The following is a 24,357-nucleotide window of genomic DNA, read 5'->3' as shown; positions in this document are numbered from 1 at the left end:
AGATGAGCAAACGCAAGAAGACGACGGCGTCGAAGCACGTGCCCAATCCGAAAACCGCCGCGCGGGCTCAACGGAACAAGCAGGCCAGTGTTAAAAGCCCGAAAGAGAATGTTCTCCGCTCTGCGAAAGTATCGGCTGAACCGCCTCGCAGGCTTCATGACGATCCGAAAGGCGAAGCTCCCATCATCGAGGCATCGGTGGATGCCTTACCAGATGACATCAGTCAGAAGATGAGGGATCGCGCTCCAACGAAAGCCGCCGCTTCAGCGATTTCAAACCTGCCGCCGTATCAAGCCAAGCTTCTTGAGATAAGCCAGGCCAACGTGCGATTTGCTTTCGAATTCGGTCTGAGGCTTCTGGCGATCAGGTCGTCAACTGAATTTTCCGCGCTCGTTACGGAATTTACGAGCAGACGGATCGAGATGTCGGGGCGGCATTGGAAAGAATTGGCGGCGTATCCGTTCTGACGCATCGAACCATCCAGGTCGCTGGCTCGACTGCCGAGCAGCTCTGGCGCTCTCGTGAAAGACTGACGGCGCGTCCGACCATCGCCGTTTGGAACAGCTCGCGCCGGCGGGCGCAGAAGAGGGCGTTGACATAGATGGGAACTGGCGCCCGCCTAAACGAAAAGCGTAACAGCTCCAATTCCGTAAGCTTGTTTGATCCAATTGCGGCAGCCGCTGGTTTCATTTCGAGTCGCATGAGACCGATGCTCCCTTCACAACGGCCTTATTCCAAAGCTGATACCCGGCGGCGTTCAGGTGTACTCCGTCAATCGTGTGCGGCGTCGGCAGCGGGGGCAAGGCAGCAAAGGTCGCGCCGCGGCGGACGGCGAGTGCCGGCAGAGCGGCATTGTAGCTATCGATGAGCGGCGCCGCTTTCGTTTGCGTCTCGGCGGAGAGACGAGGTGAGGCATCGAGTGGCGTAATTCCCAGCGCGATCACATGGGCCGTAGCCTTCGAAAGCGTGGCTACGAGCGAGCTGTAGTTGGCCTCGAACTGCTGCAGGTCCCGTGCCGCCCCCAACGCGTCGTTGATCCCCAGCGCGATCACGATAGCGGCCGCGGGCTTGCCGTCGAGCACATCCATCAGCCAGCCGCCCAAATCGCTTGTCGTCGAGGCGCCCTCCAGGCCGGCGTTGATGATCGCATGTCCGCAGAGCTCGCGCGGCAGGGTCGACGCTTCGACAATGCTGTCACCGAGAACGATGATGGGATTATCGGTCCGGCTCAGCGTGTAATAAAGGATGTTTTGCCGGCTTCGACGGTGCGACTCCGCAAAGGCCTGCTTTTTGACGATGGAGGTCACGATCGAAAGAGCGCCGATCGCGAGGACTGCAAAGCCGAGAATCATTCGGTTCATGGGCGCACTCGAACACACCGATGGTTCAAACCGCGAATGATAGGCCGGTGACGGTTAAGACAATCCGCCAACGATCAGCAAAATGATCGTGAGGTATGCATCGCGCGTGTTCGCGTCCAAAGGGGGTAGCAAACAGCTCGTCTGCTAGACCTGATTTTCTTTCATGGCTTTGGCTTCTGGCGGCGACGCATGCGCTTTGGCTTGGCCGGCATTGCGGTTGGAACGCAAAGGGTTCCTTATTGCTCCCACGAGCCCCCGCATGGTGCTAGTCTGGCCAGCCATTAGCGTGGTCCTCAAAGGTGGATACATGCGGCGGCGGGAGTTCGTGAGGCTATTGGTATCGAGCGGCGCCACATTGTGGCAGATGGACGCACGGACACAGCAGTCGCCCCCCGTTATCGGCATCCTCGGAAGCTCAACAGCTCGAGACTATGGTCCGATGATAGCGGCCTTTCGAAAAGGGTTGAGCGAAACGGGCTATTTCGAAGGACAGAATGTCGGCTTCGAGTACGCGTGGGCAGACGACCACTATGATCGGCTGCCTGCGCTTGCGGCCCAGTTAACTGAGCGACGAGTTAACCTGATTTTGGCGGCTGCGACGCCGTCGGCGCTGGCCGCAAAGTCGGCGACCGCAACCATTCCCGTCGTATTTGCGATCGGCGGCGACCCCGTCAGGACCGGATTGGTGACCAGCCTCAACAGCCCGGGCGGTAATGTCACGGGCGCGGCCCACATCAACGTCGATACGGCGCCGAAACGTTTGGAACTGTTGCATGAACTTTTGCCGGACAGGCATTCGCTTGGGCTGCTAACGAATCCGGCTAATCCCCTGACATCGGCGGTTGAGAGCGGAGTAAAAGCGGCGGCCGGAGCTTTGGGCATTGGGCTGATGATGTTTCACGCGAGCACCGATGAGGAGATCAACGAGACCTTCAGAAACGTTGCCGGTGCTGTCGCTGGAATGGTCATCGGCACCGACCCGCTGTTTACGAGCCGCGCCGCTGCACTCGGTGCGAGGTCTCTCGAATACAAGCTTCCGGCTATCTATCAGTATCGCGACTTTGTGTTGGCTGGCGGCGCAATGAGCTATGGCGGCGACATCAGCGATTCCTATTATCATGCGGGCATCTACGCCGGGCGAATACTCAAGGGCGAGATACCGGCCAATCTCGCCGTGCAACTCTCGACACGGGTGGAGTTCATCCTAAACCTGAAGACTGCCAAAGCTCTGGGGTTGGAGCCGCCGTTCACATTGCTTGCGCGCGCCGATGAGATTATCGACTAGCCATGCGGATGAGTCCGATTGTGTGCCCTTGGCCGAACCGCGCTGATCCCATCGTCCTGTCGGCTTTCGACGGCGGACACGCGAGCCTGCTCGCTCCGACAGCCGCTCTTGATCCCGCGCAGACATGACCGCCGGCTTTGATCCCGGGCCTTTGACGGCGCAATCACCGAACATGTTGCGAACGCGAGCGTTCCGCTACTGGAACAGGTAGTCTTCCGGATCGGCTAGGGTCGGAAAACGAACGGAACGGCGCCCGCATATCAGTGACACTGCCGCTGTTTTGATACCGTAATCGTAATGGCTGGCGCTCAGGCCCGGTGGTCGTAGGGGTGTTGCGACTGCCGGGTCTGATTTGCCTTCCGACTCGCTCCCCGGTCCGGCGCTCGTATGATCCCGATCCGCGCGAACATGACCCGCCACACCCGCGATCGAAGAAGGGCTTACGCAATTGCGTGGTTCTGCCATATAGCGCCACTCAAGCACTGCTGCCGCATGCTCATGTGTCCGCTTGGCGCTCAGGTTCGGTGATCGTAGGTGTTGCGACTGCTGAGCCTGATTTTGCTATCCCTTTGATGATGCAGATGAGTTGGGTACGTGGACGGCAGCGATGCCAAGCGGCGCCAGCAGAACCACGAAGCTCGCCGATGGAATAGCCGCTTGTTCGTAGACCGGCCCCAACCTCAAACCAGCGCCATCGCCGTTCCCGCAGCCGCGCTGAACGCAACCACCACCAGCGGAGGCGCGCGCCATGCGATCAGCAGGACGAAGCCGACAAGCGCGATGCCGAAATCCTGCGGCGAGTGCACGGTGGTGGTCCAGACCGGATTGTAAAGCGCAGCACCGAGCACGCCGACCACCGCGGCGTTGACGCCGCGCATCATGGCCTGGGCGCCGGCACGCTTCCGAAACGAGTCCCAGAAAGGCAGCGCGCCGAGCAGGATCAGGATTCCCGGCAGGAAGATGCCGACAAGCCCGAGCGCTGCCCCGGCCACGCCATGCGGCTGCGGAGCGACGACCGTGCCGAGGTAGGCCGCAAAAGTGAAGAGTGGGCCGGGCACCGCCTGCGCCGCGCCGTAACCGGCGAGGAAGGCATCGTCGGTCAGCCAGCCCGGGGCGACGAAGGCTTCGCGGAGCAGCGGGAGCACAACGTGGCCGCCGCCGAACACGAGGGCGCCGGAGCTGTAGAAGGCCTCGAACAGGGCAACACCCGTTGAGCCGGTCAGCACGTGCAGCAAGGGGAGGCCTGCCAGCAGGACAAAGAAGGCGCCGAGGGTGATCAGCCCCGCCGTGCGTGAGACCGGCATCTCGACATGCCCTGACGGCACCGGCGCATGGCTGCGGCATAGCCAGAGGCCGGCGAGCCCACCGAGGATGATCGCGCCGATCTGGGCGATCGATGCCGTGCTGAACAGGATGATGAGCGCTGCCACGACGGCGATCGACGCGCGCTCGCGATCGGGGCAGAGGTTGCGCGCCATGCCCCAGACGGCCTGCGCCACGATGGCGACCGCCGTGAGCTTCAATCCGTGCAGCAGGCCGGCGCCGACAGGTCCGCCCAGCGCGCCCGCGCCGTAGGCGAACAGCACGAGAATGGCGGCCGACGGCAAGGTAAACCCGGCCCACGCGGCAAGCGCGCCGGGATAGCCGGCGCGCATCAGGCCGATCGAGAAGCCGACCTGACTGCTGGCGGGACCCGGCAGGAACTGGCACAGCCCGACCAGATCGGCATAGGCGTGCTCGTCGATCCATTTCCGCCGCACGACGAACTCGTCACGAAAATAACCGATATGCGCGATCGGGCCGCCGAAACAGGTGAGCCCGAGTTTCAGGAAGATGCGCAGAACCTCCAGCGGCGAGCCGGCGGGCGACCGTTGGCTGAGGGAGATGTCGGTTGGCGGATGGAGGTTGCTCACGGACGTTCGACCCGATTCCGGAACGCGTTTATCGGGCTTCGGTCAACGATATTCAACCCGGTCGGCAAATCCCTGAACTTCATGCGGTCTCGTCGAAGTGATTGGAACGTCGTCTCCACCCATCCGTTGATGCGCCGTCGCGACAGACCTTATTCCAAGTCTGGCGGAGCCAACTTGGCAGCATAGGAGACTGGCCATGGCAAGTGCGGCAGACCGCGATCCCCGACACCATACCCACAAGATGCAGAAGGCGCTGCAGGATATCAGGAATCATCTGCGCGAGGACATCCAGAAGGTCGACGAACCGCAGTTGAAGGCGATGTTCGAGACCTCAGCCGAGGTTTTGGGTGGCCTCGAGAAGGCTTTCAGGGATTACGAGCAGAAGAACGAAAAGGCCTGGCGCTGATCGATTCGGCGAGGCCGTCCGCATGGTTGAGCGCATCCAGGGAGAGCTACGATGAACGTCGTTGTGCCAGGCAAGCGCCGTCTGCTCTTGCACCTGGGAGCGCTGGCCGCGGTGGCGGCTCCGGCCGTTCTCACGAGGCCCGCTTTTGCCGGGCGGAAGGGTGGCGGCAAGCAGAAGGCTGCGGAGAAGCAGGAGGAGGTCACCCCGCCCGAAGACCTGATGCGGGAGCATGGCGTGCTCGATCGCGTGCTATTGCTCTACGAAGCCGGCATCCGAAAGTTTTCGTCGAACGAGGACTTCGACCCCGGCCTGATCACGCAATCCGCCGGCATCATCCGAGATTTCATCAACAACTATCACGAAAAATCGGAGGAGGAGCACGTCTTTCCGCGTTTCAGGAAAGCCGGCCAGATGACCGATCTGGTGAACACCCTGCTACGCCAGCACGACGCGGGCCGGAAGGTCACGGAAACTATCCTGAAGCTCGCGCCATCAGGCCGGAGCAATGCCGACGACCGCAAGCAGCTGGTCAATGCGATGCAATCCTTCATCACGATGTACCGGCCACATGCGGCCCGCGAGGACACCGATCTTTTTCCGAAGCTCAAAGACGTGGTCTCGGCGAACGAGTACGACGCGATGGCCGAGGATTTCGAAAGGAAAGAGCATCAACTGTTCGGAGATGACGGCTTCGAGAAGATGGCGGCCCGCGTGGCCCAGCTGGAGCAGCAGATGGGCATTCACGACCTCAGCCAGTTCACGCCGAGCTGATGCAGGGATCGGTGTGCTAACCCGTCCACCCCCGACGCAACGGCATCGTCGTTGCAAATACCGGCGCCGGGCGAGCACCGAGCGAGTTGCTGGGCGCGAGCTGGCGATGTTAGTATCACACCCATGCCGGTTGCGATTACCCTCTGCTTTGATCCCGACAGTTCTGTCCCGATCGAAGCGATGTGGCGCAAGCTTGCGGCCGACGGGATCGACTCCGATCGCGACCAGCTTGGCTACGCTCCGCATATCACCCTGGCGATCTACCCCGACGAAACGCCCCTCAACGGACTACGCGCGGCGCTTGAAAACACCTGCCGCGATTGGGAGAGCCTTCCTGTTCGCCTGAGCGGACTCGGCGTTTTTCCAGGAGGCGGCGCTGTTTTATGGGCGGTGCCTGTTGTGACGGCCGAGTTGCTTGCCCGGCATCAGGCCATACAAGCTGCTCTTCCTGATCTGAAGGTTGATGCGCATTATAGACCGGGATTCTGGGTACCTCACGTGACGTTGTCCGGCGTCTTGCCGGACCCGGGTCCGGCTCTCAAAGTTCTCCTGTCATTGTGGGAGCCGATTACGGGCGTTCTCGACCGCGTCGAATTGGTGAGCTTCCGTCCTGTCAAAGTGGTGCAAAGCTTGGCCTGCGGTCGCAGCGCTTCGTAGGTCAGGCGCCATGTTGCGCCTGGTTCTATGCCGGGAGGCTTTGCGCCGCCCGCGATCTCCGGCTGCGGCACGATGGCATGATGACATCATGCTCCTGTTTTGCCCGACGTGTCAAACTTGATTTCGGAAACGGCGCAAGCCCTCCCGCGTCAAACTCCGCAATGAATTGTACTGTGCATGGGGTTGTTTTCGCGGCTTTGGATTTGCGGCTTTCTACTCCGCTGCTTGTTCCCTCAGCCGCTGGGCGTAGACGTTGATGATCAGCGCCGCCAGCAGGATCACGCCGCGGATCAGGATCTTCAGGAAGCTGTCGATGTTGACGTGGTCGAGGCCGTTATTGAGGACACCGAGGACGAAAAGCCCGACGATGGTGTTGCCGATGCCGCCGCGGCCGCCGAACAGGCTGGTGCCGCCGACGACGACGGCGGCGATGGAGTCGAGCAGGTAGGTGTCGAACTCGTTCTGCTGCGCGCTGCCGAAATGGGCAACGCCCAGCATGCCGCCGATGCCGGAGCACACCGCCGAGATCACCATGACCGCACCGAGGATGAGCTTGACGTTGAGGCCGGAATATTCGGCAGCCTCGCGGTTTCCCCCGACCATGTAGACGTAGCGGCCGAAGCGCGTGTAGGTCAGTACCAGGTGGCCGGCGAGCAGCATGATGGCCGCGACGATGACGATCCAGGGGATGCCGCCGATCGAGCCGGAGCCGAGCGTCGAGATCAGGCTCGGCACCTTGTAGGCGATCTGGCCGCGCACCAGGAGCGCCGAGATGCCCGCCGCGATCTGCATCATCGCCAGCGTCATGATGAAGGAGGGGATGCCGATCACGGTCAGCCCCAGCGCGTTGACGAGGCCGAGAGCCGCGCAGAGCAAGACGGCGAGCAGGATCGCGGCGGCGCCCGGCAGCGGGACGTTGGGAATGTTGACGTAGGATTCCTGCAGCGTGAAATAGGCGACCGCGATCCCGGTGACGTTGGCGACGCTGGCGATCGAGAGGTCGATCTCGGCGCAGAGGATCACGAAGGTGAGGCCGACGGCGATGACGCCTGTCACCGACACCTGCGTCAGGATGTTGCCGAGATTGTCGATCGTCGCAAAGGAGGGGCTGGCGAAGGCGAAGAAGGCGGAGAGGAAGATCAGGGTCAGGAACGGCGCGATGTTGCGCATCTGCGAGCGCAGGAAGGGCGCGACGCCCTTGGTGCGCTGACCTGTCGCTGCTGCCGTCTCACTGCTCGCCATTGTGCATCTCCGTCACGCCGCTTCCAGCAGGCGGTCCTTGCTGACCGGCTCGTTCTTGAATTCCCGCACCACCGCTCCGCGTTTGAGCACGAGGATGCGGTCGGCCAGCGACAGCACCGTTTCCGGCTCGGTCGACAGCACGATGATGGCGAGCCCCCTGGCGCGGAGGTCGCGGACGATGTTGATGACGTCGTTCTTGGCGCCGACATCCATGCCCCGGGTCGGCTCGCACAGCACCAGCAGCTTGGGCGGGTAGGTCAGCCATTTCGCCAGCGCAACCTTCTGCTGGTTGCCGCCCGAGAGCATGCCGAGATCGAGGCCGACCACGGGGGGGCGGATCTGCAACTGCTCGACCTGACGCTTCGCGATCTCGCGCTCCTGCGCCGGCTTGAGCAGCAGCGAGGAGATCCGATCGAGAATGCTGATCGAGATGTTCTTGAAGACCGGCTCCTGGTGAAACAGCATGGCGCGCCGGCTTTCCGGCACCAGCGCCACGCCGGCGCGCCGCGCCGCCGCCGTGCTGGCGAAGGTCTTCGGCTTGCCCTCGACGATCAGCGTGCCCGCGTCGGGCTTCAGCTTGCCGAACAGGATGCGCGACAGCTCCTGCTGGCCGCACCCCATGAAGCCGTAGATGCCGAGCACTTCGCCCGCGCGGGCCTCGAAGGAGACGTCCTGGAGGCTGCGCGTCAGCGACAGCTGCTCCACCTTCAGCACGACCAGGCTGTCGCTAGGGCGCGGCAGCATCAGGTCGTCGCTATAGCTGTGCTCGAGCGCCTCGCCGCCGCGACCGATCATGGCCTCGATCAGGGCGCCCTTGGTGGTGGCGGCGCTCGCGGTCTCCGTGACCTTCCGTCCGTTGCGGAAAACCGTGACGGTGTCGGAGACACGCAGGATGTCCTCGATGAAATGCGAGATGAAGACGATGGCCGTGCCTTGCTCGCGCAGGCGTCGCAGCGTCGCAAACAGGCGCTCGACCTCGGGCGGGGAGAGGGCGGAGGTGGGTTCGTCCAGGATGACGATTCGTGCGCCGGAGAACAGCACGCGTGCGATCTCGATCAGCTGCTGCAGTCCGATCGGCAGATCGCCGAGCCGCGACATCGGATCGACGTCGATGCCAAAGCGAGAGAGCTGCTCGCCCGCCTCACGCGCCATCCGTCGCCATTGCACGAGGCCAAGGGCGTTGGTCGGCTGATTGCCGAGGAACACGTTCTCCGCGACCGTCAGGTCAGGCGCGACCGAGAGCTCCTGATGCACCATGGCGATGCCGGCCGCATGCGCATCGCGCGCCGAGCGGAAATGGGTCTCGGCCCCGTCGATCAGGAAGCGGCCGGAGAACTCGGTGTGCACGCCGGCGATGATCTTCATCAGCGTGCTTTTTCCCGCGCCGTTCTCTCCCACGAGACCATGGATCTCGCCAGGGAGAAGCGCGAAGTCGACACCACGAAGCGCTTCGACGCCGCCGAAGCTCTTCGTGATGCCCTGGAGTTCCAGGATGGGCTGACGACCGTCAGGCATGGAGGATTTCAGATCAGGAAGTGATCTTCCATCCACTGCATGCCGGCGGCATTGGCCTTGGTCACGACAGGGCCGTCGGTGACGACGTTCTTGGGGATGCCCTGGCCGCTCTTCTCGCCGCCGACCACGGCCGCGACGCCTGCGATGATCGCGCCGCCATGGATGCGGCAGGACGGATTGCGCACGGTTGCGAACATCCGGCCTTCGCTCACCGCCTGGATCGCCGGCGGCATCGCATCGACACCGCCAATGAGGATGTTGGTGCGGTTGTGCGCCTTCATGATGTTGGCGGCGGCAAGCGCCATGTCGTCATTGTGGAAGAACGCCGCGTCGATCTGCGGGTACTTGGTCAAATAGGTTTCCCAGAGGCGTGCGGTCTTGGAGACGTCCCAGTCGGCCGGCTGCGTGTCGAGCACCTCGATCCCTGGGAATTGCTTGACGACCGACTCGAAGCCCTTGGCACGTCCCTGCGCGCCGGTGTGACCGAGGGCGCCTTGGGTCATGATGATCTTGCCCTTGCCGCCCATTGCATTGCAAAGCGCCTGGGTCACCGAAGCGCCCATGAACTCGTTGTCGGGAGCGAGGAAGGAGTGGACGTTGATCTGGTCGAGCGGCGCAATCAGCGTGTCCATGTCGATGACCGGCGTACCGGCGTCGATCATCTTCTGCACGGGCTGGGTAAGGGTGCCTATGCCGAAGGCCTGGATCGCGACGAAATCCCATTTCTGCGAGGCCATGTTGTCGATCGCTGCGCGCTGCTTCACGGCGTCGAGTTGTCCGTCGAACCAAGTGACCTCGACATTGAACAGCTTGCCCCAGAATTCCGCGGCCTGCTTGCCTTGCGCACACCAGGTCGCCTGCAGGCCCGCGTTGGAGAATGCCGCCTTCAGCGGCTTGTCTGATCGTCCGACTTCAGCTGCAAGTGCTGGGTTTATGCCCATGCTGCCGAGGATGGCAGTTGCGGCGCCGGCGGTCGCAGCCGCCTGAAGAAGATCGCGCCTCGTCTTCGAGAAATCTTTCGTCCCGGACATCGCTCGCTCCCATAAATTTTGTCGTCGGCGCGTCATTGATTGCGCGACCGATGCGCGAAGTGTCTCACAAGAGTTGATGCCACTCAACGTGCAATCAAGGACGAGATCGTGATCGCGTTGGTGCAGCGCAAAGCGCTACGCTGCGATGCCAGCACGCCTGATCTGGAGGAGCAGCGCGTACGTGCCTGCGCGATCGACCATTCATCGCCGAGCAGATCGCGTAGCGTATCGCCCGAGCTTCGGGACGCTCGTTGAAGAGCTGTCGGTAGACGAGAGTGCGGGTCCGCGCAGGCTACGCCGCCAGTTCGATCTGTTTTCGATCGGACTGGAGAAAGCGTTCATGCGCGCATGAGCCACGCAGATAAAAAAAGAGCGGGGCCCTAGCCCCGCTCAAAAATTGTGTCGACCCTATTATCCCCGATTCTAAGATTTGATCTTGATTGGCGGGGCGACGCTGCATTTTGCGCGCCAGGGGCTCCTCCCGAGACTTGGACCACCAGACGTCGACCTCACGGTCAAGCCTGAGCGAAAGGGATGCTAGATCAACTTTTCTCACTTGTCATCATTTTCGGCAACGAATGTTCAAAATTCGAGCAATTGGCGAAACGATCGCGCTGCCTTCCTCTTAAGTGTATGACAAATATATGAATTTTTTGATCTTCCGGGTGGCGGGCTTGCTCAGATATTGAGGGCCGATCCCAGTCGGAGGCGGCCGAACTCAATTTTCGAGAAGTTTGCGCCAGCCCAACACGGCCGATGAAGTCATCTCGACTCGGAGCTGGTGCGGTGATTAGTTAGTAGACGAATGACTGGTTCGGTGGATGCGCGCGCGGCTGCAGAAATTCCTACCCCTCGTCCTGCTCGCGCTCGCGATGCAGGTCCTGGCGCCGATTGCCGCCTGCTGGGCGGCCGGTCGGACCGTTGCCGATCAGCTGCCTGCCGGTGTCATTTGCCACAGTATTAGTGAGCAGGGCGCTCCGAACGATCAAGGCGGTTCGCCGGCCTCGCATTCCGGGATCTGCGCGATCTGTTGTCTTGCGCAGGCCACCGCGTCCTTCGATTCGCCACCGCATGCTGCGCTTCCCGCTCCCTTCCGCCACGCCGAGCGCGTAGTGTGGCGTGAAGCGGACGCCTCTGCTCCCGCCACCCACAAGAATTCAAGCGCCCAGGCGCGGGGACCTCCCCATTTCTCCTGACGACCTCTCGTGATCGCCTCGGTTGATCCGCTGGCGATTGATGCTGTCGAATGGCCGGAAATAAAGCCGGCGTCAGGAATGCTCCATGTTACCTCGCCATGCCCGCTGCGGCGTGAGCGTCGTTGCCGTTCAGGCCGCGCTGCTTGCCTCGTCGAGCGGCGCTTTCGCCCAGAGCAGCTCAAAAGAGCTGCCCGCGGTGACCGTCGATGCGCCAGCGATGGTGAAACCCAAGCCGCGCAAGCCTGCGGTGCATGCGGCAGCCGCCATGACAAATCAGGCAAAGCCGGCGGTTGAGCGGCCAGCGTCGGTTGTCGCAGCCGAGGCGCAGGTCACGCGCGGCGGGCGCGCCTCGCTTGAGCAGCCGGCGGCCGTGGCGCGCTACCGGCTGCCGCAACGATCCTTCAGCATCACGGCGAAGGAGGCCGACGAAACCATCAACCTCAAGGACCCCGAGGACGCCGTCAAATACATGCCGAGCCTGTTCGTGCGGAAGCGCAACGACGGCGACAATCAGGCCGTGCTCGCGACACGAAGCTGGGGCTTGAATTCGAGTGCGCGCTCGTTGATCTACTATGACGATCTGTTGATCTCGGCCCTGATCGGCAACAACAATTCCGGCGCCTCGCCAAAATGGAATTTGATCTCGCCCGAGGCGATCGGGCGGGTGGATTTCCTCAACGGTCCCTTTGCGGCCGCCTATCCCGGCAATTCGATCGGCGGCGTCCTGCTGATCACATCCAGGATGCCGGACAAACCGTTTGCGGTCGCAAAGGAAACCGTCTCGGTGATGCCGTGGAATCAATACGGCACAAAGGATACCTACATAACCAGCCAGACCAGCGCCGCCGCGGGCAATCGCGAGGGTAAGCTTTCCTGGCTCGTCAGCGCCAACTATCTCGAGAGCTATCAGCAGCCGCTGACCTATACCACCACCCCCTCGTTCCCGGCCGGTACGAGCGGTGGCTTTGCCGCCCTCAACAAGAACGGGGGCGTCGCCAACGTGGTGGGCACCGGCGTGCTGGCGCATTCGCAACAGACTTCCGGCAATCTGCGACTTGCTTACGACATCACGCCGCTGGTGCAGGCAACCTATTCGCTGGGCATCTGGAACAATCATCAGACCTCTGACCCGCAGACCTATCTCAAGTCAATTGCAACCGGCCTGCCGACGTTCGGCGGCATCAGCAGCTTTGCAAGCAGCAAGTACAATTGGGATCAGCTCCATGTGAGCAATGCCGTCTCGCTCAAGAGCGACACCAAGGGCGTGTTCGACTTCGACCTTGCGGCCTCAAGCTACAACTATCTCCAGGACGATCTGAGCAACCCATTTACGGTCGTGCCATCGCCCGGCCTTGGCTATTCGTTCAACGGCAAGGTGACGCGAATGGACGGCACCAATTGGCAAAATACGGACGCTAAGGGCATCTGGCGCCCAGATGGCATGGATGGTCCGCATGAGATCAGCTTCGGCATACATGGCGACCGCTACCGGCTTGAAAATCCGGTCTATGCTTCGACGCTCTGGTTCAATGCACCCTTAACCGGCAATGGCCAGCTCTATTCGACCGGTGTCGGCGAGACTCGGACCGAAGCTCTCTGGGGGCAGGACGCCTGGAAGATCACGCCGATCGTCAAGTTGACGCTAGGCGGGCGGCTGGAGAGTTGGCAGGCAGTCGAGGGCTTCAATCTCAACACCACGACGACCAGCGCCGGCGTCATCACATCGGCCGTGCCGACGGGGCAGCCAGAGTTGTCCTCGACCAATTTCTCGCCAAAGGCATCGCTGTCGATCGATCCCAACAAAGACTGGAACATCACCGCCAATTTCGGCGAGGCGTACCGCTATCCGACGGTGACTGAGCTCTACCAGAACATCAGCGTGGGCGGCATCACCTATCTCGCCAATCCGCTGCTGTCACCGGAGCAGGACTTCACCAGCGAACTCAATCTTGAACGGCGCTGGGCCGATGGCCGCGTGCGGCTCACGATGTTCGGCGAGCGGACCAACAATGCATTGATCTCACAATCGACTACCGTGACGGATGCAACCGGAACGCAATCGGTGCAGACCGCCGTCAGCAACGTTGCTGCGATCCGCATGCAGGGCGTGGAATTGTCGGCCGACAAGGACAATTTGCTGGTGAGCGGCCTGCAGATCTTCGGCAGCCTCACTTACGTCGATTCCAGGATCATCTCCGATCCGAACTGGAAAGGCTCGACCAGCGTCGTTGGCAAGCGCGTGCCCTTCGTGCCAGACTGGCGCGCCAAGTTCGGCGTCACCTACCGGCCGAATGATGGCTGGGCCTATACCGTCGCCGCGCGCTACAGCGGCAAGCAATATTCGACGTTGGACAACTCGGATATCATCCCGCACGTCTACGGCGCTTTCGATAATTTTTTCGTCGTGGACTTGAAGATCCACTACAACGCGACGAAGAATTTCGCGTTCGACTTCGGCATCGATAATCTCTTCAACGAGCAGTATTTCCTGTTCCATCCATTCCCGGGACGAACTTTTGTTCTTGCCGGCAAGTACACGTTCTGACTGGAGTCGGGCTCTCGGCTGCGACAAGAAAGGCAATCGACATGAACAAGCTCTCAACTCTCTTCGCGCTCGCGGCGTTCTCGGCCGTTGTGATCGCAGCCCCCGTCCGAGCCGACGAGGTCAAGGCGGGCGATCTCGTCATCTCCCAGGCCTGGAGTCGGGCGACGCCTGCCGGCGCCAAGGTCGCCGGCGGGTTCCTCACCATCGAGAACAAGGGCACCGCGCCCGACAAGCTCGTCGCCGTGTCGGCAGAGCTCGCCGGCAAGGCCGAGGTCCACGAGATGACAATGGACAATGGCGTGATGAAGATGCGTCCGCTGGACAAGGGCCTCGTTATCGAGCCGGGCAAGACCGTGAAGCTCGCGCCCGGCGGCAACCATCTGATGCTTCAGGATCTGAAGGGGCCGTTCAAAGAGGGCGAGAAAGTGCCTGTAACGCTCGAGTTCGAGAAGGCTGGCAAGGTCGCGGTGTCGCTCGACGTCAAGGGCGTCGGCGCCCAGGCGCCCAGCGGCGGGGGCACGATGATGAAGAAAATGCCGGACCATTCGGGAATGAAAATGTGACTGATGTGATCTAACCTCCGGGAGATCGAGCATGTCGAAGACACCCTTGCTAATCCTGGTCGGTGCACTCGTCGCATCGCCTGCGGCGGCCCACGTTTATCTGGAAGGCAAGCAGGCCACGGTCGGCGCGTCCTACAAGGCCGTCTTCGCCGTGCCGCACGGCTGTTCCGGCTCGCCGACGATCAAGATCCGTGTGCAAATCCCGGAAGGTGTGATCGCGGTGAAGCCGATGCCGAAGGCCGGTTGGAACGTCGATATCGTCGAGGGGCAGTATGCCAGTGCCTACGACTATCACGGCAACAAGCTGACTTCGGGCGTTAAGGAAGTGGTTTGGTCCGGCGGCAATCTGCCGGACCGCAATTATGATGAATTTGTCGTCAGTAGCTTTCTCACTGACAGCCTGAAGCCGAACACCACGCTGTACTTCCCTGTGGTGCAGGAATGCGAGAAGGGTGTCAGCCGCTGGATCGAAATCCCGGTGGAAGGGGCAGCGCATTCGCGCGAGGACAAGTCGCCGGCGCCTGGCATAAAATTGCTGCCCAAGCCGTAATGCGCTTTCTCGCTGCAGTTGCGACGCTGCTGTTTCTTGTTGGCACCTCGACCGGCGCATTGGCCCATGCGGCGCTGATTTCGGTCGAGCCGGCGAGCGGCAGCATGCTGGCGAGCGCGCCGAAGGCGGTGGAATTGCGCTTTAACGAAGCGGTGACGCCGGGCGCGATCCAGTTGATCGATGGCGCGGGCAGGGTGCGCGATGCTGCGCGCGTCACGACGTCAGGCGAGAGCATTTCGGTTGCGATGCCGCCGGACTTGCCGAAGGGCACCGCGGTGGTGAGCTATCGGGTCATCTCGCAGGACGGTCATCCCGTCGCCGGATCGGTGATCTTCTCGATCGGCATGCCGACGGGGACGCAGCCTTCGGCAAATGTGGATGGTGGATTGAACGCGCTGATCTGGTTGTCGCGGGTCGGCCTCTATCTCGGGCTGTTCGTCGGCGTGGGCGGCGTGTTCTTTGGGCGCTGGATTGCGTGGTCGACGATGGGTATGGGCGTGCCACGCGTGGGGCTCGTTGTTGGTCTCTCGAGTGCCATTGTCTCACTTGGTCTGGTGGGTCTTGATCTCCTTGGGCTGCCGCTGGCGGCGCTTGTGACTGTGGCCCCCTGGAAAATAGCATTTGCGACCAGTGCCGGTCCCGCTTTGCTCGTCGCGATCGCGGCGATGCTGCTTGCGCAAATGGCGCTGGGCCGGGCTTGGTACGCGCGTACGCTCGCGGTCATCGCCTTCGTCGGTGTGGGCATGTCGCTCGCCATGACCGGGCACGCCGCAACGGCGTCGCCCGAGGTGCTGACGCGGCCGGCGGTCTTCGTCCATGGCCTCGCCGTAGCCTTCTGGATTGGTGCGCTGGCGCCGGTTGCAGCGCTGCTGTCGAAGCCGACGGCGGCAGTGCTGCCGCTCCTCAACCGATTCTCGCGCATCGCCATGCCGGTGGTCGCGGGTCTGGCGCTGAGTGGCCTCATGCTTACGATGATCCAGCTCGAGAAGCCGGCTGCGCTGGTCGACACGAGCTATGGCCTCATTCTCTCGGTGAAGCTGGCGCTGGTCCTATTCCTTCTGGCCCTTGCAGCCATCAATCGCTTTCGGTTGACTCCCGCGTTAGCAAAGGATCAGGTGGCCGCGCCGGCGCTGAAGCGATCGATCCTGCTTGAGTGCGGGACCGCGCTCGGCATTTTCGCGGTCGTCGCCGGCTGGCGCTTCACGCCGCCGCCACGGACCATCGTGCCTGAGACACCGCTGGCGATCCACATCCACACCGACAACGCGATGTTCCAAGTGCTGGTGTCGCCGGGCAAGGCCGGCGTGGACGATTTCGTGCTCCAGCTCATGACCAGCGAGGCGACGCCGCTGAACGCCAAGGAGGCGACGCTGACGCTGAGCCTGCCCGAGCGCGGCATCGAGCCGATGGAACGCGACGCCGAGCTCGGGCCTGACGGCTATTGGCATGTGCACAAGGTCGAGCTGCCGGTCGCCGGGCGCTGGCATGTGCGGATCGACGCGCTCATTACCGATTTCGAGAAGGTCACGCTCGAGGACGAACTCGAGATCGCAACGCCCTAGCTTCGACACGGACCAGGTCCAACCTGAAGTCGAGGGAAAAATGACAGGAATTCCGCCGCGTTAGCGGCTTTTCCTCATTCCCGGCCTTGTCTTTTCGCTTTCAATCCGGTTTCACTGCAGGCCACCACTGATTCCCAGAGTATTACCATGCGGTTGTCGCGGTTCTTTCTGCCCATTTTGAAGGAAAATCCGAAAGAGGCGGAGATCGTCTCGCATCGGCTGATGCTGCGTGCCGGCATGATCCGGCAGGAGGCGGCCGGCATCTACGCCTGGCTGCCGCTCGGGTTCCGCGTGCTGAAGAAGATCGAGCAGATCGTGCGCGAAGAGCAGGACCGGTCCGGTGCGCTGGAACTGTTGATGCCGACGCTCCAGCTCGCCGACCTCTGGCGCGAGAGCGGCCGCTATGACGCGTACGGCCCGGAGATGCTACGCATCGCCGACCGCCACAAGCGCGAGCTCCTGTACGGGCCGACCAACGAGGAAATGATCACCGAGATCTTCCGCGCCTACGTGAAGTCCTACAAGAACCTGCCGCTGAATCTCTATCATATCCAATGGAAATTCCGCGACGAGCAGCGTCCGCGTTTCGGCGTGATGCGCGGCCGCGAGTTCCTGATGAAGGATGCCTATTCCTTCGACCTCAACGAGGCCGCCGCGCGCGTCGCCTACAACAAGATGTTCGTCGCATACCTGCGCACCTTTGCGCGGATGGGCCTGAAGGCGATCCCGATGCGCGCCGAGACCGGCCCGATCGGCGGCGATCTCAGCCACGAGTTCATCGTGCTGGCTGAGACCGGCGAATCCGGCGTTTTCATCAATCGCGACGTGCTGGACCTGCCGGTGCCGGGCGAGGACGTCGACTATGACAGCGACCTGACGCCGATCATCAAGCAATGGACCTCGCTCTATGCCGCGACCGAAGATGTTCATGACGCCTCCCGGTTCGAGCAGGAAGTGCCGGCAGAGAAGCGCGTGAATACCCGCGGCATCGAGGTCGGCCAGATCTTCTATTTCGGCACGAAGTATTCCGACGCGATGAAGGCCCTGGTGACCGGCCCTGATGGCGTCGACGTGCCGATCCATGGCGGTTCCTACGGCGTCGGCGTCTCGCGCCTGCTCGGCGCCATCATCGAGGCCTGCCATGACGATGCCGGCATCAAATGGCCGGAGGCGGTGGCGCCGTTCCGCGTCTCGATCCTCAACCTCAAGCAGGGCGATGCTGCCGTCGATGGCGCCTGCGAGAAGCTCTACGCCGAGCTCACCGCCAAGGGCGTCGACGTGCTCTATGACGACACCGACCAACGTGCAGGGGCGAAATTCGCCGCCGCCGACCTGATCGGCATCCCCTGGCAGATCATGATCGGGCCGAAGGGGCTCGCCGAGGGCAAGGTCGAGATCAAGAAGCGCAGCGACGGCTCCCGCGAGACCATGTCGCCAGCGGACGCGGTCGCAAGACTTGTGGGCTGATAAGTCTGGTCGGCTGAATATTGTTCATCGCCCGAGATCGCGGCCGCCAATCCGGCCACAATTGACCCCGAATCATGGGATTATCGAGCGATGGATGAAACCATGACAGAAGCCGTCCAAACTGCGCCTTTCGCACCGTTCGAGTGGATGTTGTCGGCCCGCTACCTGCGGGCTCGGCGGAAGGAGGGATTCATCTCGGTCATCGCCGGGTTCTCCTTCCTCGGCATCATGCTCGGCGTCGCCACGCTGATCATCGTGATGGCCGTGATGAACGGCTTCCGCAAGGAGTTGCTCGACAAGATCCTGGGGCTGAACGGCCATATCCTGGTCCAGCCGCTGGAATCGCCGCTGACCGACTGGAAGGACGTCGCCGAGCGCATCAGCCAGGTGCAGGGCATCCGGCTCGCTGCGCCCGTGGTCGATGGCCAGGCGCTGGCGTCATCGCCCTGGAACGCCTCGGGTGTGCTGGTGCGCGGCATCCGTTCTGACGACCTCAACAATCTCACCTCGATTGCCAAGAACATCAAGCAGGGTTCGCTCGAGGGCTTTGACGACGGGCAGGGCGTCGCGATCGGCCGGCGGCTCGCCGACCAATTATCGCTGCATGCCGGCGACAGCATCACGCTGGTGGCGCCGAAGGGCGCGGTGACGCCGATGGGCACGACGCCGCGCATAAAGCCCTACAAGATCGTCGCCGTGTTCGAGATCGGCATGTCCGAGTATGATCTCGGCTTCGTGTTCATGCCGCTCGCCGAGGCCCAGGCCTATTTCAATCGCAGCAACGACGTCACCTCGATCGAGGTGTTCACCACCAATCCGGACAAGATCGACTCCTTCCGTAAAGCCGTGACGGAGGCGGCGGGCCGGCCGGTGTTCCTGGTCGACTGGCGTCAGCGCAACTCGACCTTCTTCAACGCGCTCCAGGTCGAGCGCAATGTCATGTTTCTGATCCTGACCATGATCGTACTGGTCGCGGCGCTCAACATCGTCTCCGGCCTGATCATGCTGGTGAAGGACAAGGGCAGCGACATCGCGATCCTCAGGACGATGGGCGCCTCGCAAGGATCGATCATGCGGATCTTCCTGATCACGGGCGCCTCGATCGGCGTGGTCGGCACGCTGGTCGGTTTCTTCGTCGGCCTCGTGATCTGCCTCAACATCGAATCGATCAGGCAATTCCTGTCCTGGCTGACCAGCACGGAGTTGTTCTCGCCCGAGCTCTACTTCCTGTCGAAGCTGCCCGCCGAGATCGACGTCGGCGAGACCACGGCCGTCGTCATCATGGCGCTGACGCTGTCGTTCCTGGCGACGCTGTACCCGTCCTGGCGCGCCGCGCGCCTCGATCCTGTCGAAGCGCTGCGGTACGAGTGAGGGGCTGATGGAGCAGCAGCAGGGGGCTGAGGATGTACCGGTCATTTATCTCCACGAGATAAAACGGCAGTACTTGCAGGGCGAGGCGGCGCTGACGATCCTGGACAACGCCAAGCTCGCGCTGTGGGCGGGACAGTCCGTGGCGCTGGTTGCGCCGTCGGGGTCGGGCAAGTCGACGCTGCTGCACATCGCGGGCCTGCTCGAGGCCCCCGATTCCGGCGAGGTCTATGTCAACGGCGCGCCGACCTCGCAACTGCCCGACATCGAGCGCACCCAGCTTCGCCGCAGCGATATCGGCTTCGTCTACCAGTCGCACCGGCTGCTGCCGGAATTCTCGGCGCTCGAGAACGTCATGTTGCCGCAGATGATCCGCGGCCTGAAGAAGTCCGAGAGCGTCAAGCGCGCCAAGGAGATCCTGGGCTATCTCGGCCTCGGCGACCGCATCACCCATCGTCCCGCAGAGCTGTCGGGGGGCGAGCAGCAGCGCGTCGCGATCGCGCGTGCGGTGGCCAATGCGCCCCGCGTGCTGCTCGCGGACGAGCCGACCGGCAATCTCGATCCGCACACCGCCGACCACGTGTTCCAGGCCCTGATGCAGCTGGTCAAGGCGACCAAGGTCTCGATGCTCATCGCGACCCACAACATGGAACTCGCCGGCCGCATGGATCGGCGGGTGTCGCTTTCCAACGGCCAGGTGGTCGAGCTCGAATAACAAACCGCGAAAACAACCCCATGCACAGTAGACGGCCGCGGCCGGCTGCATCGGGGGTGACGTCTCCCAGCCATCTGACACCGCAGGCATATCAGCTGCGGCGACGCATCGCCGCAGCTGCTGCGACAATTACGGCCGGATCACCGTCATGTTGAACGCGCCCGCATTGGCGGCCGCATGGTCCACGGCCTCGTTGGCATGGTCGAGGTCGAATGCCGTCGTCTCGAAGTGATCGAGGCGCAAGAGGCCGGCGCGGACCAGCGCGATCAGGCGAACCGCGGCTTCAGGCGGATACATCCAGACGCCGTGAATCGTGATGCACTCGCGCATGATCCAGTTGTAGGGCAGCTCCAGGCCGGGGCCGCCCTGCATGTTGACGCCGCCCATCAGCACGACACGGCCATTGGGCCGCACCGTCATGATCGCGGCGCGGACCACCGTCGTCGAGACGGAGGGCGGCATGATGTCGAACGCGCAATCGATCGGGCCGGGTGCGGCGCGCTTCATCAGCTCGCGGTCGTCGTTCTCGTTGCCCGTCAGCTTCACCGGCCTGACACGCGCGCCATGGCGACGCACGAGCTCGCCGAGCATCTTCTCGTTGCGGCCCGGCGCAACGACGCAAGCCGCCCCCATCGCGAGCGCCACCGCCACGGCAGCGCTGCCGAAATTGCCGGTCGCGCCGCTCACCAGCACAGTCTCGCCGGGCTGCAGCCTGGCGGCAAGGAAACCACCATAGGGCACCAGCAAGGTTCCAAGCGCACACCATTGCGCGGCCGTTTCCTCGCTGACCTCGCCGAGCCGCGTCACGTTCTCGGTCGGCACCCTCATCCGCTCGGCGAAGGAACCGTCGTGAAAATATTTCTGCAACCGCATGCCGCCTTCGCCGCGCGCGCTGACGCCCTGCAGATGAATGTCGGGAGCGATCGCGTCGTCGCGCGAGCGGACCGTCGGATCGCAGACGACTCAGTCGCCGACGGACAATTTGGTTGCGTCCGGGCCGATCGCGCGCACGCGTCCGACCCCGCCGGCTCCTGGAATGGCGGGCAGATCCAGCGCGTATTTGCGCTCGCCGCTGAACACTTCCTTGGAGTAGGACAGCACACGGGTGGCGACGATTTCGACGATCACCTCGCCGGTACCGAGCACGGGGTCGGGGACGTCCTCGATCTCAAGCGGGGATCCGAAAGATTTGAGTACGGCAGCCTTCATGATGTTGACCTTCGTTCGCACCTCATTGTGAGGTGCAGGGATTATGCGAGGGCTGTTGCGCGGCAGGAAGGCCTGGTATTATCCTAGTATTGTCCGACCCTCCTTCACGCGAGTCCGTCCATGGCCGACCCACGCCGCGTCGAATTCGGCGATTTCCTGCGCTCCCGTCGTGAAAAGCTGTCGCCGAAGTCAGTGGGCCTACCGGCGGGCCAGCGGCGGCGTACCGCAGGGCTCCGCCGCGAGGAGGTCGCGCAGCTCGCGGGCATCGGGGTCGACTGGTACATCCGTCTCGAGCAGGGCCGCACCGTCAGCCCGTCGGTCACGACAGTCGATGCGCTGGCGCGCGCGCTGCGGCTCAGCAAGACCGAGCACGCGCATCTCAGGGATCTCGCGCGGGACGGCGCGAGGGGCCCCTTCACCCGCGAGGTGGTGCCGCCGGCCATTCGGCGCCTGGTCGAAAGCCTGCCGCACCCGGCCTACATCACCGGCCGGCGCTGGGACGTGCTGGCGTGGAACGCAGCCGCCGAAGAGATCTTCGCATTCGGGCGGCTGCCGGAAGAGGATCGCAACACCCTGCTCTTGATGATGACCAACAAGAAGACCCGGAAATCCTATGGCGCGGGCTGGGCTGAGGTGGCCAAGCGCATGGTCGCGATGTTTCGCGCCACCCACGACGTCTGGGCCGGCGATCCCGCCTTTGCTGAATTGCTGACGCGCCTGCGCGAAGGTAGCCCCGAATTTGTCAAATGGTGGGGTGCGCACGAGGTGCACGGCACCTTGTCGGGCCGCAAGACCATGACGCATCCCACCAAGGGCGTGCTGCATTTCGAGCACACCAGCTTTCAGGCCAACGACGATCCCGCGCTGAAGCTCGTGATCTACACGCCGGTGTAGGCGTGCCGTCCCTGAAGAGATTTGGGTTCGCTACGAGGGCAGGCGGGCAAATCCGTCCGCGCTCCAGCCTTCGCTGCCGACACCATGATGCACAAAGAACAGTCCATCCGGATCGTAGCGTCGTTTGACGTCGAGGAGCCGTCGATAGTTCGGGCCCCACAACGCATTCTGCCAGTCCGACTGAAAATAATCGCACTCGTTGACATACGCGCCGCTGTTCGGCGCCGCCGCGCGCAGCGCCTCCATCGCGGCGTTCACGCGGTCTCGATGCGCTTTGGCGAGAACAGGATCGGGCGTAGCAAGACCACCGAAGATGGTGGGGCCGGAGGCTGCGATGATCGCAAGAGCGAAGGCCTCGAATGCGTCCGGATGCGTCGCCGTGTTTCCTGCTTTTGCGATCACATCAGGCGATGCGCCGAACAAGCCCTTGTTGAAATGCAGCCCGACCGCCCAGTGGCGGCTTGCGGCGAATAACGCATCGACGAGGAGGTTGCGGTTCTGCTGATCAAGGAGCGAGCTCGGCAACCAGGCCGATGTGTACGCGTGCCAGAAGGCGCCGACCTGCTCGCCATCGCCCTTCCACCAATAATCGGTCCATGGCGCTCCAGAACGTTCATCGAAATTGGCCGCGGAGCGGGCGAACAGGCGATAAAGCCAACCGTTCCAGAAATAGCGGGCAGGCACGCCCACGACTTCAAGCGATTCCTTGCCGGCGTAATCGTCAGGATTGGCTGCGACAAAATCGAGCAGGGGCTTGAAATTTGCCCGCGCTTCGTCCGTTGTCAGGCCTTGGAAGACCATGCGAATGTCGAGGCGGTTGTCGGGATACGCCCGGACCTGTTCGCCCCAGTGGGGATTGCACAGGCTCGTCGCGCAAAACGCGACGAAGCGGGCCAGCAGCTTGCGGTAGGCTTCGTCGGAGCGGGCGCGCAGCGTGGCGTTGACCGCACCGACGGATGTGGGGAGCGGATGCGTTGCGAGCGTCAGCCGTGTGGTGACCCCGAAAGTGCCGCCGCCTCCGCCCTTGAGCGCCCAAAACAGCTCCGGCTCGCGCGTTTCATTGACCACACGAATTTCGCCGTCGGCTGTCACGATCTCGGCCTCGAGCAGGCTCGCCGCCGCCGTTCCAAATCCCTTGGAAAAGTTCCCGAACCCGCCGCCCTGCACCAGCCCAGCGACACCCACGGTGGTGCAGCCGCCACCTTGAACGTAGCGCCCGGCGCCGGCGGCCGCCTGGTAGGCGCGGAGCCACATGCAGCCCGCGCCCGTCGTGATAGCCGGAACCGGCTTGGAGCTTGAGCCTTGCGGAACGAAACCGTCGTGAACGGTGATGGCGTCCATTTTGCGGGTCCATAACAAAAGCGAATCCGGCGCAGAGGAGCCGCCGAGATAGCTGTGGCCGCGGCCCTTCACGACCAGGCGCAAATTGTGCGCTTTGGCGAAGCGCACGGCCGCGACGACGTCTGCCGCGCTCTCGGCCGCGACCATGTAGGCGCTGGGCTCGGAGCGCCAGGCCTCGAACCAGCCGGAACTTTCCGTCAGACCGGGTTGATCACCGATGTAGAACGGATTGGCCAGGAGCTGTTTTGCTTCAGCCGGGGCGAGGTTCGGAGGGGTCACACGGGTGAGGCGTCCCGCGGTGGCTTGATTCAGCGCCGACCAGTCCGCATCGGAAGGCCAGCCAGCCTGTCCCGGCCGCGGGCGGCTGGTAGCGGCTATGCCCGTCGGCTGATTGCCGAGTGCCGGGGCTGCGGCAAGTGCGAGGGCCGTGGCTAGAAAGTCGCGACGGTTCATTCCGGTTCTCCAGGCGGTGCTCGACGGATGTCTCCGCGAATCTGCGCCGGAAAGCGAGCCGGGAGGGATGAACGGAGGGGGCGATGGGACGAAGATGAGAGGGCCGTGACGAATGACGACGCAGGAGGGACGAAACGGCGCGACGGGTCATCGCGCTCCCAACCAAGCTTATTTCGATCTCGGAGTTCCCCGTGGAAGGTTGGCGACAGCGAGAGCCGCCCTGTGCAGCGCTTGATGGCGGGTCAGCCCATTGCAGTTGAGGCAGATTGATGGCACAACCTGCCGCATAAGTGCTCCCTCTCAGGGAATGACG

Annotated in this window: 20 protein-coding genes and 1 pseudogene; 14 read left to right on the top strand and 7 right to left on the bottom strand. The window is 62.9% G+C overall.

Going from position 1 to position 24,357, the window contains the following annotated elements:
* Positions 1-2: 2 nt before the first annotated feature.
* A complete protein-coding gene (locus ACVIIW_RS28725) occupies positions 3-467 on the top strand; it encodes a Phasin protein (protein WP_456703807.1) in 465 nt (154 codons plus the stop codon).
* 219 nt (positions 468-686) lie between these two features.
* On the opposite strand, the gene ACVIIW_RS28720 is transcribed toward ACVIIW_RS28725, so the two are convergent.
* Positions 687-1,352: an SGNH/GDSL hydrolase family protein gene (locus ACVIIW_RS28720; RefSeq protein ID WP_456703806.1), complete on the bottom strand. Its 666-nt coding sequence runs from the start codon at positions 1,350-1,352 to the stop codon at positions 687-689.
* A gap of 268 nt (positions 1,353-1,620) precedes the next feature.
* On the opposite strand from ACVIIW_RS28720, the gene ACVIIW_RS28715 reads away from it, so the two are divergent.
* Entirely contained in the window at positions 1,621-2,646 is a 1,026-nt protein-coding gene (locus ACVIIW_RS28715; protein WP_456703805.1) for an ABC transporter substrate-binding protein, read from the top strand.
* Between the two features lie 680 nt (positions 2,647-3,326).
* Here the strand turns inward: ACVIIW_RS28715 and chrA are convergent.
* Positions 3,327-4,559, bottom strand: a complete 1,233-nt coding sequence (gene chrA, locus ACVIIW_RS28710; RefSeq protein WP_456703804.1) for a chromate efflux transporter — start codon at positions 4,557-4,559, stop codon at positions 3,327-3,329.
* 196 nt (positions 4,560-4,755) lie between these two features.
* Between chrA and ACVIIW_RS28705 the strand changes: the two genes are divergently transcribed.
* The 3 genes from ACVIIW_RS28705 (at position 4,756) to ACVIIW_RS28695 (ending at position 6,393) form a co-directional block, all read left to right on the top strand.
* Positions 4,756-4,965 (top strand): hypothetical protein, encoded by a 210-nt coding sequence (locus ACVIIW_RS28705; protein WP_092228813.1) that lies wholly within the window; start codon positions 4,756-4,758, stop codon positions 4,963-4,965.
* Between the two features lie 51 nt (positions 4,966-5,016).
* The gene (locus tag ACVIIW_RS28700; RefSeq protein ID WP_456703803.1) at positions 5,017-5,736 is read left to right on the top strand and encodes a hemerythrin domain-containing protein; all 720 of its coding nucleotides are present in this window, start codon (positions 5,017-5,019) and stop codon (positions 5,734-5,736) included.
* Between the two features lie 123 nt (positions 5,737-5,859).
* Entirely contained in the window at positions 5,860-6,393 is a 534-nt protein-coding gene (locus tag ACVIIW_RS28695) for a 2'-5' RNA ligase family protein (RefSeq protein WP_456703802.1), read from the top strand.
* 213 nt (positions 6,394-6,606) lie between these two features.
* Here the strand turns inward: ACVIIW_RS28695 and ACVIIW_RS28690 are convergent, their stop codons facing one another.
* From ACVIIW_RS28690 to ACVIIW_RS28680, 3 genes are read right to left on the bottom strand one after another with little or no spacing between them, the layout of a single operon-like run.
* Positions 6,607-7,635, bottom strand: a complete 1,029-nt coding sequence (locus ACVIIW_RS28690) for an ABC transporter permease (protein WP_456703801.1) — start codon at positions 7,633-7,635, stop codon at positions 6,607-6,609.
* Positions 7,636-7,647: 12 nt separating this feature from the next.
* Positions 7,648-9,150, bottom strand: coding sequence for a sugar ABC transporter ATP-binding protein (locus tag ACVIIW_RS28685; protein ID WP_456703800.1), 1,503 nt, complete (start codon positions 9,148-9,150; stop codon positions 7,648-7,650).
* 8 nt (positions 9,151-9,158) lie between these two features.
* Positions 9,159-10,181, bottom strand: a complete 1,023-nt coding sequence (locus tag ACVIIW_RS28680; RefSeq protein ID WP_456703799.1) for a sugar ABC transporter substrate-binding protein — start codon at positions 10,179-10,181, stop codon at positions 9,159-9,161.
* 821 nt (positions 10,182-11,002) lie between these two features.
* Between ACVIIW_RS28680 and ACVIIW_RS28675 the strand changes: the two genes are divergently transcribed.
* From ACVIIW_RS28675 to ACVIIW_RS28640, 8 genes are all read left to right on the top strand, one after another.
* A complete protein-coding gene (locus ACVIIW_RS28675) occupies positions 11,003-11,377 on the top strand; it encodes a DUF2946 family protein (RefSeq protein WP_456703798.1) in 375 nt (124 codons plus the stop codon).
* Positions 11,378-11,462: 85 nt separating this feature from the next.
* Positions 11,463-13,922 carry a TonB-dependent receptor gene (locus ACVIIW_RS28670; protein ID WP_456703797.1) on the top strand — a complete coding sequence of 820 codons (2,460 nt, stop codon included), beginning with the start codon at positions 11,463-11,465 and terminating at the stop codon, positions 13,920-13,922.
* A 41-nt stretch (positions 13,923-13,963) separates the two neighbouring features.
* Complete coding sequence (locus ACVIIW_RS28665; RefSeq protein ID WP_456703796.1) at positions 13,964-14,485, top strand: copper chaperone PCu(A)C; 522 nt, start codon at positions 13,964-13,966, stop codon at positions 14,483-14,485.
* 31 nt (positions 14,486-14,516) lie between these two features.
* Positions 14,517-15,035 carry a YcnI family copper-binding membrane protein gene (locus ACVIIW_RS28660; RefSeq protein WP_456703795.1) on the top strand — a complete coding sequence of 173 codons (519 nt, stop codon included), beginning with the start codon at positions 14,517-14,519 and terminating at the stop codon, positions 15,033-15,035.
* Complete coding sequence (locus ACVIIW_RS28655) at positions 15,035-16,597, top strand: copper resistance CopC/CopD family protein (RefSeq protein ID WP_456703794.1); 1,563 nt, start codon at positions 15,035-15,037, stop codon at positions 16,595-16,597. The genes ACVIIW_RS28660 and ACVIIW_RS28655 overlap by 1 nt, the downstream gene beginning before the upstream one ends.
* Before the next feature lie 147 nt (positions 16,598-16,744).
* Entirely contained in the window at positions 16,745-18,064 is a 1,320-nt protein-coding gene (gene proS, locus ACVIIW_RS28650; protein WP_456703793.1) for a proline--tRNA ligase, read from the top strand.
* A 90-nt stretch (positions 18,065-18,154) separates the two neighbouring features.
* Positions 18,155-19,435, top strand: coding sequence for a lipoprotein-releasing ABC transporter permease subunit (locus tag ACVIIW_RS28645; protein WP_456703792.1), 1,281 nt, complete (start codon positions 18,155-18,157; stop codon positions 19,433-19,435).
* A 7-nt stretch (positions 19,436-19,442) separates the two neighbouring features.
* A complete protein-coding gene (locus ACVIIW_RS28640) occupies positions 19,443-20,147 on the top strand; it encodes an ABC transporter ATP-binding protein (protein ID WP_092229566.1) in 705 nt (234 codons plus the stop codon).
* 129 nt (positions 20,148-20,276) lie between these two features.
* On the opposite strand, the pseudogene ACVIIW_RS28635 reads toward ACVIIW_RS28640, so the two are convergent.
* Positions 20,277-21,356, bottom strand: a pseudogene (locus tag ACVIIW_RS28635) (alcohol dehydrogenase catalytic domain-containing protein).
* Positions 21,357-21,476: 120 nt separating this feature from the next.
* Here ACVIIW_RS28635 and ACVIIW_RS28630 point away from each other — a divergent pair.
* Positions 21,477-22,250 carry a helix-turn-helix transcriptional regulator gene (locus ACVIIW_RS28630; protein WP_456703791.1) on the top strand — a complete coding sequence of 258 codons (774 nt, stop codon included), beginning with the start codon at positions 21,477-21,479 and terminating at the stop codon, positions 22,248-22,250.
* 30 nt (positions 22,251-22,280) lie between these two features.
* Here ACVIIW_RS28630 and ACVIIW_RS28625 read toward each other — a convergent pair whose 3' ends face one another.
* On the bottom strand, positions 22,281-24,044 hold the full coding sequence (locus ACVIIW_RS28625; RefSeq protein WP_456703790.1) for an FAD-binding oxidoreductase: 1,764 nt from the start codon (positions 24,042-24,044) through the stop codon (positions 22,281-22,283).
* Positions 24,045-24,357: the final 313 nt, after the last annotated feature.

This window comes from Bradyrhizobium sp. USDA 4449 (assembly GCF_054056275.1).
The sequence above is the reverse complement of the archived record's forward strand: the minus strand, read 5'-3'. Positions and strand labels throughout refer to the sequence as shown.

Coding starts and splice junctions, on each gene's coding strand:
- ACVIIW_RS28725 (WP_456703807.1), top strand. CDS start 3: ATGAGCAAACGCAAGAAGACGACGGCGTCGAAGCACGTGCCCAATCCG.
- ACVIIW_RS28720 (WP_456703806.1), bottom strand. CDS start 1,352: ATGATTCTCGGCTTTGCAGTCCTCGCGATCGGCGCTCTTTCGATCGTG.
- ACVIIW_RS28715 (WP_456703805.1), top strand. CDS start 1,621: ATGGTGCTAGTCTGGCCAGCCATTAGCGTGGTCCTCAAAGGTGGATAC.
- ACVIIW_RS28705 (WP_092228813.1), top strand. CDS start 4,756: ATGGCAAGTGCGGCAGACCGCGATCCCCGACACCATACCCACAAGATG.
- ACVIIW_RS28700 (WP_456703803.1), top strand. CDS start 5,017: ATGAACGTCGTTGTGCCAGGCAAGCGCCGTCTGCTCTTGCACCTGGGA.
- ACVIIW_RS28695 (WP_456703802.1), top strand. CDS start 5,860: ATGCCGGTTGCGATTACCCTCTGCTTTGATCCCGACAGTTCTGTCCCG.
- ACVIIW_RS28690 (WP_456703801.1), bottom strand. CDS start 7,635: ATGGCGAGCAGTGAGACGGCAGCAGCGACAGGTCAGCGCACCAAGGGC.
- ACVIIW_RS28685 (WP_456703800.1), bottom strand. CDS start 9,150: ATGCCTGACGGTCGTCAGCCCATCCTGGAACTCCAGGGCATCACGAAG.
- ACVIIW_RS28680 (WP_456703799.1), bottom strand. CDS start 10,181: ATGTCCGGGACGAAAGATTTCTCGAAGACGAGGCGCGATCTTCTTCAG.
- ACVIIW_RS28675 (WP_456703798.1), top strand. CDS start 11,003: ATGCGCGCGCGGCTGCAGAAATTCCTACCCCTCGTCCTGCTCGCGCTC.
- ACVIIW_RS28670 (WP_456703797.1), top strand. CDS start 11,463: ATGTTACCTCGCCATGCCCGCTGCGGCGTGAGCGTCGTTGCCGTTCAG.
- ACVIIW_RS28665 (WP_456703796.1), top strand. CDS start 13,964: ATGAACAAGCTCTCAACTCTCTTCGCGCTCGCGGCGTTCTCGGCCGTT.
- ACVIIW_RS28660 (WP_456703795.1), top strand. CDS start 14,517: ATGTCGAAGACACCCTTGCTAATCCTGGTCGGTGCACTCGTCGCATCG.
- ACVIIW_RS28655 (WP_456703794.1), top strand. CDS start 15,035: ATGCGCTTTCTCGCTGCAGTTGCGACGCTGCTGTTTCTTGTTGGCACC.
- proS (WP_456703793.1), top strand. CDS start 16,745: ATGCGGTTGTCGCGGTTCTTTCTGCCCATTTTGAAGGAAAATCCGAAA.
- ACVIIW_RS28645 (WP_456703792.1), top strand. CDS start 18,155: ATGGATGAAACCATGACAGAAGCCGTCCAAACTGCGCCTTTCGCACCG.
- ACVIIW_RS28640 (WP_092229566.1), top strand. CDS start 19,443: ATGGAGCAGCAGCAGGGGGCTGAGGATGTACCGGTCATTTATCTCCAC.
- ACVIIW_RS28630 (WP_456703791.1), top strand. CDS start 21,477: ATGGCCGACCCACGCCGCGTCGAATTCGGCGATTTCCTGCGCTCCCGT.
- ACVIIW_RS28625 (WP_456703790.1), bottom strand. CDS start 24,044: ATGAACCGTCGCGACTTTCTAGCCACGGCCCTCGCACTTGCCGCAGCC.